Origin of the sequence: Butyrivibrio sp. LC3010, from assembly GCF_000424385.1 — a bacterium.
Lineage (GTDB): Bacteria > Bacillota > Clostridia > Lachnospirales > Lachnospiraceae > Butyrivibrio.
Map to the genome: position 1 here is coordinate 110,460 of NZ_AUJU01000009.1, position 13,093 is coordinate 123,552.

Consider the following 13,093-nt stretch of genomic DNA (forward strand, 5'->3'; position numbering starts at 1 on the left):
TGAATTGATGAAAGTAACAATATATTCTGACGGTTCAGCCAGAGGGAATCCGGATGGTCCCGGTGGCTACGGGACTGTAATACAGTTTGTTGATGCTAAAGGAGCTCTTCACGAAAAAGAGCTTAGTGCAGGATATGATAAGACTACCAACAACAGGATGGAGCTTATGGGTGCCATAGTAGGACTTGAAGCATTGAACAGACCATGTGAGGTGGAATTGTATTCTGATTCAAAATATGTCATCAGTGCTTTTAATGAGAACTGGATAAATGGATGGCTTAAGAAAAACTGGAAGAAATCAGATGGAAAGCCTGTGAAGAATGTTGAACTCTGGAAAAGATTATTGGAAGCGGCAGGTAGACACAGGGTTTCATGGAATTGGGTGAAAGGACACGATGGACACCCTGAAAATGAGAGATGCGATAGTCTTGCTACCTCAGCTGCAGACAGTTCGAAGGATTTATTACTCCATGATGATGGCGGCGATTTGCGATGAGCAATTTTTGAAATAAAAATAGCATTTAATGATATGTAAATTATTTTAGATATGTTATTATATTAGAGGTGTGAAAAAATGAAATTTATGCTTGAGCTATCATTGCTTAAGCGAAAGGAGTATATTATGAAATTCTTCTTAGACACAGCTAATGTTGAAGACATTAAAAAAGCAAATGAAATGGGCGTTATCTGCGGCGTTACAACAAACCCTTCTCTTATTGCAAAGGAAGGCAGAGATTTTAATCAGGTTGTCGCTGAGATCGCTTCTATCGTAGATGGACCTATCAGTGGTGAGGTTAAGGCTACAACAGTTGATGCTGAGGGAATGATCAGCGAAGGCCGTGAGATTGCTAAGATTCACAAGAACATGGTAGTTAAGATCCCTATGACAGTTGAAGGCCTTAAGGCTTGCCATACACTTGCATCAGAAGGTATTAAGGTTAACATGACACTTATCTTCACAGCTAACCAGGCTCTTCTTGCTGCAAGAGCAGGCGCTGCATTCGTAAGTCCTTTCCTTGGTAGACTTGATGATATCAGCACAAGAGGTACAGACCTTATCTCTGAAGTTGCTCAGATTTTTGACATTCACGGTATCGATACAGAGATCATTGCTGCATCTGTTCGTCATCCTATGCACGTTACAGATTGTGCACTTGCAGGTGCTCATATCGCAACAGTTCCTTACAGCGTAATTGCACAGATGGTTAATCATCCTCTTACAACAGCTGGTATTGAGAAGTTCCAGAAGGATTACAAGGCTGTATTTGGTGAATAATTTCAAAATTCTTTTACGGGAGTATCACGTTTGTGATACTCCTTTTTGTCTTTTAGGGAATTCCATTTATATTTTTAACCAATTTTTTATAGATGATTTATAGTTTTAGTTACGTTCATTTGTTAACATTAATTGTGTGAATTTTTTTTAAGGAAAGACGACATAATTATGATAAATGCTGAGGACACTAAGGTTCTTACCAAGTTGTATCCAAAAGAAGAATTTATAGAATTGGTTAATTCAAAGGCAGAGAAAGGAGAGTTATCTCCTTCTTTTTGCTGTGTTTATTTTATCATAGAAAATTTCAGGCAATATTATATGTATTATGGTTTCGACGAAGGATACCAGGTAATCTGGTTTGTCAGAACCAAAATTCAGAATGCTTTCCCGGTTGATATATCAGGCAAAATGGAGGATGCGGAATTCGCTGTAATTACGGATATTGATGATGTAGAAACTTTCATCAAAAGAATTCAGAAGGACTTTGATGAAGTATATATCCACACCGGAATGTCACTTCATGCAGGTATATATCCTATAAGTGAAAACGATAAGGATGCACTTTCAATCATTGAAAAAGCAAATATAGCCTGCACTAACGGTGAAGAAAAAGAGGATGGAATTTCCGTCTTTGCCAGAGAAAATATAGACAATAAGATTCTCATGCAGCACTATGTTGTACATCATCTTGAGGATGCAATCAAAAACGGGGAGCTTTCTGTTTACTATCAGCCTATTTTCCATACCTATTCAGGTAAAGTATGTGGTCATGAAGCTCTTGCAAGGTGGAATAATCCTGAATATGGAGCGCTTATGCCCAGTGATTTTGTTCCTGTTCTCGAACATTCAAAGAAGATAAATAAACTGGATTGCTTTGTTGTGCAGCAGGTGTGCAAGGATCTTAGCAGTGTCAAAGGACTTACAGGTCTTGAACCTGTGCCTATTTCCATTAATCTTACAAGACTCGATTTTGAACTGACAGATATGCTCAGCTTCATAATTAAAGAAGTTGAGAAAAATAATATTTCCAGAAGCCTTATTCAGATAGAAATTAGTGAAGCAGAGATTACAACAGACAGAAAAGGCATCAAGAAGGAGCTTGAAAGATTCAGGGATGCAGGTTTTACAATTATATTTGATGACTTTGGAAGCGAGTATTCTTCTTTGCATATTCTGAATGATATGCCTTTTGATGCTGTGAAAATTAACAGTAGTTTCCTTGAAGGGTATAACTACGATAAAAAGCCGAGAATAATGATGAAAAACATTATTAATATGGCTAAAGAACTTGGCATACATACTACCATGGGAAGTGTTGAGGATGAAGAAATACTTGAGTTCTTGAAGCAGGCAGGCTGTGAAAGAACCCAGGGACATCTTTACAGTGAGGCTGTTCCCATGTGGTATTATCCTGAGGGCGGTTATCCTTTCGAATATGAAAGCGAGGAAGAGAGACGATTTTATAATGAAATAGGAAAAGTGAATATTCTGTCACAAACCCCGATAGCAGAGAAGCAGCTCGACATCAATGAGGCGATATTCTTAAATCAGCTTCCGCTTGCAATACTTGAATTTGACGGTTCTTTATTTAAGGTTCTTATGTACAGTAAGGATTTTAATGATATATTTGAACCTCTTTTTGCAGGAGATATCAGGTTTATAAATGAACTTTTCAATTCAGGCAGGCACTCCTTTGCAAGAAATATGAGATCCCTTGCGGAGCAGTGTATTGATAACGATGCCATCCATACAATGGAATTTGTAACAAGTAAGGGCTATAACAGGCTCATGCTTAGAAAAATAACAGGCTCTTCTGATTTAAATAAAACTGCGATTCTTGCAACGGCTGAGGCTATGTCAGAAGATGATCCCGGGGCAAGAGCCGTTCAGATGAACTCTCACCTGAAGTTCCTGTACATGATCTATAACCGCGTGGATATAGTTAATATAAATGAAGACAGCTTTGAGACTGTATATGAAAATCACGCCAAATACAATCAGAGTATGGTGAAGGGATCCTTTACCAGGGCTATTGAGAAATTTGCCAATGAAGCTATTTATAATGAGGACCGGGAAGGCTTTATGGCATTCTATGACCTTAGTAATCTTGAGGACAGAATCAATGAATATAACATTGATCACCTTACGGATTACTTTAGAACTATTGATACAAAAGGCAACTATAACTGGCTGATGTATCTGATAATACCGATTGTTTCAGAAGGATCAACCATGTTTATCATGGGTTCACGAAGCATTGACTCAGAGAGAATGAGAAAGCTTCCTGATATAAGTCAGAGCGGATCTGAGTATTATGATATGCCAAGCGATCCAACATTCCTGCTTCTTGCCAGTGATGCCTTTACCGATACACTTGGATACGGTTCTTTTGAACAGTTCCTTAGAAATACATTTTATCTTGAGGCTAATCTTACACAGGATAAAACTGTTTATATGCATTTGGGACAAAGCGGTCTTATTTCTGATTTCGGAGAAACCGGCTACATTGAACTGCCGTTTAATGAAGTGACAAAGGGAATGGTTTTCTCACAGGTAACAGATGAAGATCAGGAAAAAATGTATGAATTCTACAATAGAGAAAGACTCTTAAGGGAGTACTACAACGGCAGAATATCCGGAAGAATGGTTTATTTAGAGAGAACCGGAACAAATGAACAGCCAAGATACCAGAATGCCTGCTATTACATGAGAAAAGACAGGCAGGATGATATGGTCCATATCTATATTTTGAAATATGATATCGATCAGTTTAAGAGAACAAATGAGACTATAAGAAATCTTGCTGAAAGAGATACTCTTACAGGACTCTTTAACCGAATGACTATCGGTAAGGTATATGATGCACTAAAGGCAGATGAAAATACCCATTCACTTGCCATGGTTTTATTAGATCTCGATCACTTCAAGCAGATAAATGATAATTACGGTCATGATTGCGGAGACATGGTTATTAAAGATGCTGCGCTAAGAATGCAAAATAATCTTGGTGATGACTGTTATCCTTCAAGAATCGGAGGCGATGAGTTCCTTGTTATCATGCGCAACCAGTCTTATTCGCAGATGGATGAACTTTTGAAAAAGTTTTCAGAGGACAAAAAATCTATAGAATACAACGGCGAACAGGTAAAATATTCCATGTCTATAGGATATTCTGTATACCCGGATGACGGAAAAGCGTATAATGAATTATATAAAAACGCCGATAAGGCTTTGTATTACGTAAAAGAAAATGGCAAAAACAATTATGCAAAGTACAAAGGATGATTTAGACTAATAAGCGGAGGTGGAAGATGGCTGGTAAGTATAATATCTGTCTGGATATCGGAGGAACGAAGATTCTTGGTGCTATTTTTAATGAAAAGAAGGAAATAGTTTACAGGCTTAAGAAAAAGACTAAAGAAGCCGGTGATGACGCAGACAATGTTGAGAAAATGATCATAAGCGTTGTTGAGGATATGATTAATGAATCCGACATTAAAAAGAAAGATATTAAGGCGATTGCTGCAGGAGCGCCGGGAGTTATTGACCAGGGTGCGGGAATAATACTTACGTCACCTAATCTTCCCTGGACCAATTATGATATCAAATCATCTATTGAGAAGAAATTCGATATTCCATTTTATATAGGAAATGATGTAAATGTAGGCGTACTTGGTGAATGGAAATACGGAGTTGCCAAGGGCTATAATAATGTAGTAGGGTTCTTTGTCGGAACCGGAATGGGTGGCGGTCTTATCCTTGACGGAAAAATGTTTACAGGTAATAAATATAAGGCTGCGGAATACGGACACATGATTCTTGATCCTGAAGGCCCGCTCTGCGGATGCGGTCAGAGAGGATGCCTTGAAGCATTTTCAAGTAAAAAAGGAATGAGCGCTTATATAATGCAGCAGACTTCCAGAGGAAGAAAAAATATGCTCGCAGAGACCATAGAAAACGGTGTTTTCAAGAGCAAGAACCTCAAAAAGGCTTTAGCTGCGAAGGATACCGTAACAATAGAAGCTGTTGACAGGGCATGTCACTATCTTGCAATAGCTACCGGTAATATGATAAATACCATAAGTCCTGATATAGTTGTTTACGGTGGTGGTGTAATGGAAGCTGTGGGAGACATCTTTATGGAGAAGATACTTGCTGAGGTAGACCGTTATTGTATGCCATCCATAAGAAGCACTGTTGAACTTAAAAAAGCAGCACTGGGAGATGATTCAAATATTTACGGTGCACTTGCCATGATTGAAGATTTATAAGATAATAAAACCTGTTGTGGGCTTTTCCTGCAACAGGTTTTTTATCTATGAAGTCAAGCAGCTTTAAGTGGGAAATAATAGGGGAGAATAAAGTCTAATGAAAAAAGTAATTGATAAGGGGAAGATTTTTGCGATTGTTTTTATAACAGTTCTGCTCGCATCACTTTTTCTGATAGTTTCCATGCTCAAAACATCAAATGATCTTAGAGAATTCAAAGTGAATCTTTTTGTTCTGTGTAACGAATCAAATATATGTGTCGTAAACGGAAAAGAAGGTAAATTCAAGATGAGTCAGGATAATCTTGCGGCATTAAATTCACTGATGACATCAACCAGAGGGCAGTTTACCTTAAGTAATCCAGAACCTGTTGACAGCATAAGCTTTGACTTTAAACATGATGAAGATGACTGGAATCTTGAAATATCCGATGTTGGAAACAATATGCTCAGAGTCGTTCTTGAAGGTCCTGAGAAATATAGAGTATATATTAAGAATAATAAAAAATATGATGAGTTTCTTAAGGCTGCTTCAGCCGAAGGTTATCATAGTCCTAATAAAAAAATAGGAAACTGATCGAATATAAATTACCAGTAATGGAGGAGTAATAGAATGAAAGTAAATATTAAAAAACTGTCTGACACGGCAACAAATCCCACAAGAGGAAGTGCTGCAGCAGCAGGCTATGATCTTTATGCAGATGTCAGGGAAAACACAGATATTAAGCCGCATACCACAGCTAAGATAGGTACGGGGCTTGCAATGGAAATACCTGATGGTTACTTTGGCGGAATCTATGCCAGAAGCGGAATTGCAACAAAGGAAGGCCTCAGACCTGCAAACTGCGTAGGTGTTGTCGATTCTGATTACAGAGGTGAAATCATAGTTGCGGTTCATAATGATTCTGATGAAGTCAGAACAATTACACCTGGTGAGAGAGTTGCTCAGATTATTATTCAGCCCTATCTATCAGTTGAATTTGAAGAGGCTGATGAGCTTGCGGAATCAGAGAGAGGTGCCGGTGGATTTGGCTCTACAGGGAAGAAATGATTTTTACATAGTTAAAACTTTTGTAATTTTGAATGTGATATAATTAGAGGTGATTGCATAGTTCTTTTGTGCAAACCTTTAGAATTTATTTTTAAAGCATACATATGCGGAGGGAAACTATGAACAATAAGCTATATAAACTTATGAACTGGCCTGAGATTGAAGAGATTATTTATTCAGATGGTGATGATCCTCACAGAATCTTAGGCGCTCACAAGGTAGGTTCTAATCTTCTTATTCAGACCTTTTACCCCATGGCAGTAGAAATTGAAGTAGTTCCGGCTACGGGTACAAAAACATATAAGATGGAGCTTGCTGATGAAGCAGGTTTCTATGCTGCGCTTGTTCCCTATAAGGAAAATTTCAAATATAAATACAGGATCAAACTTGAGAACGGGGATATCAGGGAAATAACAGATCCATATAATTTTGCACCGAGAATGGACCGCGAGGATTTTATCAAATTCAACAGCGGAATTCACTATAACATCTATGAAAAGCTTGGAGCTCATGTTATCGAGATCGACGGTGTAAAGGGCTGTACTTTTGCCGTATGGGCACCGGATGCTGCAAGAGTCAGTGTAATAGGTGACTTTAACGAATGGGATGGAAGAGTCAATCAGATGCAGCGTGTTGATCATGCCGGAATATTCGAGATTTTCATTCCGGATGCCAAAGACGGTGATGGCTATCAGTATGAGATAAAGACCAAGGGCGGTGTGATATTCAAAAGACCTGACCCTTATGGATATGCTTATAAAGACAGGGATAATGTGATTTCACAGGTCGTTGAAATAAAGGACATCGACTGGAATGATGCTACATTTATAAAAAACAGAACCAAATTTGACAGGGATACTGATCCGCTGTCAATTTGTGAGCTTTCTCTTGATACCTTTGCTGCAAAGCATCAGAATCATATTCCCGATTATGAGGAGCTTGCAGGAGAGATTCTTGAATATGTCAAGGACCATGGTTTTAATACCATCGAATTAAAGCCTATTATGGAACATATTCCGGGACATCCTTTCCATATTAACGGATTTTTCTCTGTTCAGAAAAGATATGGATCACCTGATGACTTTAAGAAGTTTGTAAATATCATGCATGGAGCTGGAATAAGGGTAATAATGGATTTCGTTACAACATTTTTCCCCAAGCTTCAATGCGGCCTTAATGCGTTTGACGGACAGGCTCTTTATGAATATCCGGATCCGAGAATGGGTGTGCATCCCAGAACCGGTGATCTGATATTTGATTTTGGAAGAAAACAGGTGACTAACTTTCTGCTTTCATGTGCACTTTACTGGGTTGAAAATTATCATCTCGACGGTCTAAGAGTTGCTGATATTGCCAAGATTCTTTACCTTGATTATGACAGAAAGCCCGGTCAGTGGATTCCTAATATATATGGCGGTAATGAGAATCTTGAAGCCAAGGACTTTTTGTGTAACTTCAACTCAGTGCTGAAGACTAAGCACCCCGGCATACTTACACTTACAAAGGAGACTTCCTGCTGGCCGAGAGTAACAGGTGAGCTGGACGACGGTGGTCTTGGATTTGATTATAAATGGAATAATGGATGGACTAAGGATTTCCTTGATTATATCCAAAATGATCCTCTTTTCAGATCAGGCAATCATAATGAGCTGACATTCTCACTTGTTTATTGCTATACAGAGAGATTTGTGCTGGCATTTACTCATGAAGAGATTGGGAAAGGACTTGAAGGTCTCTATGATCTTATGCCCGGCGACTCCGCTCAGAAGATGGCAGGGGTTCGTCTTGCAATATCATACCTTATGACTCATCCGGGAAAGAAAATGCTTTACATGGATCCCAATGAGTTAAGCATTGATAATGCAGTATTTTTAGAGAACCTGATACATTCTCTTAATGAGATTTATTATTCAAGACCGGCTCTTCATCAGATTGATGTTAATGACAGCGGCTTTGAGTGGATCAATAGCATGGCAGCTGAGGAATGCATGATGTCCTTTATAAGAAAAGGACAGTCTGATGCAGATATGCTGATTGTTGTAGTTAATATGGCAGGTGTAGACAGAACATTTGAAGTTGGCGTGCCTGCTGACGGTAAGTATTACGAGATCTTCAACTCCGATGATACCTGCTATGGCGGAAGCGGAATTGTGAATCCCGGCAGAATCGAAGCAAACTTCAGCGAGGCTGATGGAAGACCATATTCAATTCCTGTTAAGCTTGCATCATCTTCACTTGCAATATTCTCTTATACTGCTTATACAACTCAGGAAAAGAAGATCAGAAAAATCCGTGAGGAAGAAGCAAACAATAAGATGCAGGAACGTGAGAGAACCTTAAGGGAACTCAAGAATCGTCAGGAGAAGGAAGAGGCAGAGCTTTTGAAGGAGCTTCATGAGCGTTATGAGAGAGAGCTTGCAGCTCAGGAAGAAGCTATTGAAAAGAAGTACGAGCAGATAGAAGAAGAACGAATTTCAAGTATTGTTTCAGAAGCAGCATTTAAGGCAGTTTCCGGCACTAAGAAAACGCAGACAAAGAAGACTTCAGCAAAGAAGACAACTGCCAAGACAGAAACAAAGACAGCTGCAAAGAAGACAAGAAAGACTTCAACAAAGAAAACTTCTTCATCAAAAGCAGAAAATACGGACAAGAAAGAAGATAACGAATAATGCTTAGAATGTTACCCCTGACTGCTACTACTACAGCTGAAACTGCCATCGAGACTATAGCTGAGGTAACAGGTAATGATAATTTAAAGCCGGGAGTTATAGAAAAATATTTAAAAGAACTCCCGGATAAGGCCTTTGCACTGCTGGTTCAGGCAGTACTTGCCATAATAATCCTTGTGATTATGTGGCAAGTAATTAAGGTCATTGCAAATATTGTTGAAAAATCTCTTTTAAAAACCAAGATTGAAGATGCAACTGCAAAATTCCTTGCTAAGGTCGTAAGAGTATCACTCGAGATACTTTTGGTATTTTCACTGGCTGCAGCTTTTGGAATGGATACAGCCAGCATAGTTGCACTGCTTGGTTCTGCAGGTGTTGCGATAGGTCTTGCTATACAGGGCACTCTTTCAGATTTTGCAGGAGGAATACTGATACTTCTATCAAGACCCTTCAGGGTTGGAGATTATATAATTGTCGGAAGTACCGGAGTAGAAGGAACTGTAACAGAAATATCACTTATCAATACGAGAATGCTGACAGCTGATTTCAGAAGAGTTGTTATACCAAACGGCTCACTTGCTTCTGCAACAATTACAAACAACAACGGAAATACAATGAGAATTCTGGATACAATGGTTGGCATTTCCTATGGCGCTGATATTGATAAAGCAAGAACTGTAGCGGAGAAGGTAATGGATGCCAACGAGTACATTTCAGATAAATATGAAAAGTGTGTATATGTTGATGCACTTGCAGACAGCAGTGTTAATCTCAGAATAAGAGGTTGGGTAAAGCCTGAGAACTATCTGAAGGCAAAATGGTCAATGAATGAAGCAGTAAAGAAAGCCTTTGATAAAGAAGGCGTTGAGATTCCCTTTCCTCAGATTGATGTACATATGAGATAAATTTATTTTTTCTTTAAAAAGCTTGTCAAAGAATGATATCATCTATATAATGATATTTGTGCTTTTAAGTTTTAGATTCCCGTTCATACAGACAGGAATCTAAAATTTTGCTGGAATAGCGCAGTTGGTAGCGCAACTGATTCGTAATCAGTAGGTCGAGGGTTCAAGTCCCTTTTCCAGCTTTTATGAAAATTCACTAAACTCGTGGCAAAATCCACGAGTTTTTTTATATTCAGAATGCTTGTATTCACTTTAACACTATGATAAGTTAAAGTATAATTGTTTTATTAAATGTTAGTTCAAAAATCAGAATATTTCAAAAGGAGTAATATATGGCGCAGCTGTGGGGAGGAAGATTTCAGGGCGAGATTAGTGAACTTGCCTGGAAGTTTAATGCATCCATTTATTTTGACAAAAGACTTATAAATGCAGATGCTGTTGGTAGTAAAGCTCATGTTAGTATGCTTGCAAAACAGGGGATAATTACAAATGAAGAATGTGAGCAGATAAAGAACGGGCTTGATGAAATTCTTAAAGATGTAAATGAGGGAAAGCTTCAGATTACAGATAAGTATGAGGATGTTCATAGTTTTCTTGAAGCTAATCTGATAGAGAGAATCGGTGATGCAGGTAAGAAAATGCATACAGGCAGATCCCGTAATGATCAGGTAGCCCTGGATATGCGACTTTTTGTTCGTGAAGAGGTTAAGAATACAGCTGAAGCTTTATATGGCATGCTGACTACTCTTGATTCTATTATGAATGATAATCTCTACACTTACATGCCTGGTTTTACTCATCTTCAGAAGGCTCAGCCGGTTACACTTGCGCATCATCTTGGAGCATATTTTGAGATGTTTTACAGAGATGCCACAAGGCTTAAGGACATTTATTCCAGGATGAACTATTGTCCTTTGGGAGCAGGTGCCCTTGCAGGAACAACTTATCCGCTGGACAGAGAATATACAGCACAACTTCTTAAGTTTAACGGACCTACTAATAACAGTATGGATTCCGTATCCGACAGGGATTATCTCATTGAATTTTTATCAGCTTTATCAATTATAATGATGCATTTATCACGTTTTTCGGAAGAAGTTATTATTTGGAATTCAAATGAATACAATTTTGTGACCATAGATGATGCATATTCTACCGGAAGCAGTATAATGCCACAGAAGAAAAATCCTGACATTGCAGAGCTTGTAAGAGGTAAAACGGGAAGAGTATACGGAGCGCTTAATTCACTTCTTGTAACCATGAAAGGAATTCCCCTGGCTTATGACAAAGACATGCAGGAGGATAAAGAAGTAAGCTTTGATGCTATTGACACCACAAAAAACTGTATTATTCTTTTTACAGACATGTTAAAAACAATGAAGTTCAATAAAGATCAGATGGAGAAAAGTGCTATCCGAGGATTTACTGATGCAACCGATGCCGCTGATTATCTCGTAAATAAGGGTGTACCTTTCAGAGATGCACATGGTATTATTGGAAGAATTGTTTTACATTGTATAGATAGATCAATAGGAATTTCAGATCTTTCGATTGAAGAACTAAAAAAATTCGCTCCTGAGTTCGATAATGATGTATATGAAGCCATAAGTCTTAAGACATGTGTTGAGAAGAGACTTACAGTAGGAGCTCCGGGACCTGAAGCTATGTCCGGATCAATTAAAATAAATCAGAAACTTCTGGATGAATTCTGGACGCATTCTGAAGATTTCGAAATATTGGATGTTCTATGATTTCCTGAATATCATAAGTTCTGTTTAGGAAATAAATTATTATATATTTTAAGAGGAGAGTGAAAAAATGAGCGAGAAATTGAGAGTGGCGATTTTAGGTGCAACCGGTATGGTAGGTCAGAGATTTATTACTATTCTTGATAACCATCCCTGGTTTGAGGTTGCTGTTGTTGCAGCAAGTCCCAGAAGTGCCGGACAGACCTATGAGGAATCTGTAGGTGACAGATGGAAGATGGAAGTTCCCATGCCTGAGGGTGTTAAAAAGCTTGTCATCAAGGATGTAACAAATGTAGAAGAAGTTACAAAGGACGTTGATTTTGTACTTTCAGCAGTAAATATGTCAAAGGATGAGATCAAGGCTATTGAAGAAGAGTATGCAAAGACCGAGACTCCTGTTGTTTCCAACAACAGTGCTCACAGATGGACTCCTGATGTTCCCATGATCATTCCGGAGGTTAACCCTCAGCATGCTGATGTTATAGAATTCCAGAAGAAGAGACTTGGTACTACTAAAGGATTTATTGCTGTTAAGCCTAACTGTTCTATTCAGAGTTATGCTCCTGCACTTTCTGCATGGAGAGAATTTGAGCCTTATGAGGTTGTAGCAACAACATATCAGGCTATTTCCGGTGCAGGTAAGAACTTTAAAGAGTGGCCAGAAATGGAAGGCAATATTATTCCTTTTATTTCAGGAGAAGAAGAGAAAAGCGAAAAAGAGCCTTTAAGAATCTGGGGAACAATAGAAAATGGCGTGATTGTACCTGCTAAAAGTCCAATAATTACATGTCAATGTATAAGAGTTCCAGTTTTGTATGGACATACGGCCGCAGCTTTTGTAAAATTTAAGAAGAAAGCTACAAAAGATGAACTTATTAATTGTCTTGTGAATTTTAGTGGTAAGCCACAGGAGCTGAATCTTCCCAGTGCACCAAAGCAGTTTATTCAGTATTTGGAAGAAGATAATCGTCCTCAGGTTTCACTTGATGTTAACTACGAAGGTGGAATGGGCGTAAGCATTGGAAGACTTCGTGAAGACACAGTTTATGACTGGAAGTTCGTCGGACTTTCTCATAACACTCTTAGAGGAGCTGCAGGCGGTGCGGTTGAGTGTGCTGAACTCCTCAAAGCACTAGGATATATTACCAAAAAATAATAAGACATAATTTTTAATCT

At 38.5% G+C, this 13,093-nt stretch carries 10 protein-coding genes and 1 tRNA gene; all 11 read left to right on the forward strand.

Annotated elements, in window-relative coordinates:
* Window positions 1-7 precede the first annotated feature (7 nt).
* The 11 genes from rnhA to asd all read left to right on the forward strand — a co-directional run bounded on the left by rnhA (window position 8) and on the right by asd (window position 13,073).
* Window positions 8-496, forward strand: coding sequence for a ribonuclease HI (gene rnhA / locus G622_RS0108560; protein ID WP_026510379.1), 489 nt, complete (start codon window positions 8-10; stop codon window positions 494-496).
* Between the two features lie 126 nt (window positions 497-622).
* Window positions 623-1,276, forward strand: coding sequence for a fructose-6-phosphate aldolase (gene fsa, locus G622_RS0108565; protein WP_026510380.1), 654 nt, complete (start codon window positions 623-625; stop codon window positions 1,274-1,276).
* A gap of 168 nt (window positions 1,277-1,444) precedes the next feature.
* A complete protein-coding gene (locus G622_RS0108570; protein ID WP_026510381.1) occupies window positions 1,445-4,561 on the forward strand; it encodes a sensor domain-containing diguanylate cyclase in 3,117 nt (1,038 codons plus the stop codon).
* Window positions 4,562-4,587: 26 nt separating this feature from the next.
* A complete protein-coding gene (locus G622_RS0108575; RefSeq protein ID WP_026510382.1) occupies window positions 4,588-5,547 on the forward strand; it encodes an ROK family protein in 960 nt (319 codons plus the stop codon).
* Between the two features lie 97 nt (window positions 5,548-5,644).
* Complete coding sequence (locus G622_RS0108580) at window positions 5,645-6,121, forward strand: hypothetical protein (RefSeq protein WP_026510383.1); 477 nt, start codon at window positions 5,645-5,647, stop codon at window positions 6,119-6,121.
* 36 nt (window positions 6,122-6,157) lie between these two features.
* Window positions 6,158-6,595 carry a dUTP diphosphatase gene (gene dut / locus G622_RS0108585; RefSeq protein WP_026510384.1) on the forward strand — a complete coding sequence of 146 codons (438 nt, stop codon included), beginning with the start codon at window positions 6,158-6,160 and terminating at the stop codon, window positions 6,593-6,595.
* Window positions 6,596-6,714: 119 nt separating this feature from the next.
* Window positions 6,715-9,264 carry a 1,4-alpha-glucan branching protein GlgB gene (gene glgB, locus G622_RS22225; protein WP_049945755.1) on the forward strand — a complete coding sequence of 850 codons (2,550 nt, stop codon included), beginning with the start codon at window positions 6,715-6,717 and terminating at the stop codon, window positions 9,262-9,264.
* Window positions 9,264-10,169 (forward strand): mechanosensitive ion channel family protein, encoded by a 906-nt coding sequence (locus G622_RS0108595; protein ID WP_044957375.1) that lies wholly within the window; start codon window positions 9,264-9,266, stop codon window positions 10,167-10,169. Before glgB ends, G622_RS0108595 begins: the two co-directional genes overlap by 1 nt.
* A 109-nt stretch (window positions 10,170-10,278) precedes the next feature.
* Window positions 10,279-10,351 (forward strand) — tRNA-Thr (locus G622_RS0108600).
* 150 nt (window positions 10,352-10,501) lie between these two features.
* A complete protein-coding gene (gene argH, locus G622_RS22230; RefSeq protein WP_044957377.1) occupies window positions 10,502-11,920 on the forward strand; it encodes an argininosuccinate lyase in 1,419 nt (472 codons plus the stop codon).
* 67 nt (window positions 11,921-11,987) lie between these two features.
* Window positions 11,988-13,073, forward strand: coding sequence for an aspartate-semialdehyde dehydrogenase (gene asd / locus G622_RS0108610; protein WP_026510386.1), 1,086 nt, complete (start codon window positions 11,988-11,990; stop codon window positions 13,071-13,073).
* Window positions 13,074-13,093 lie beyond the last annotated feature (20 nt).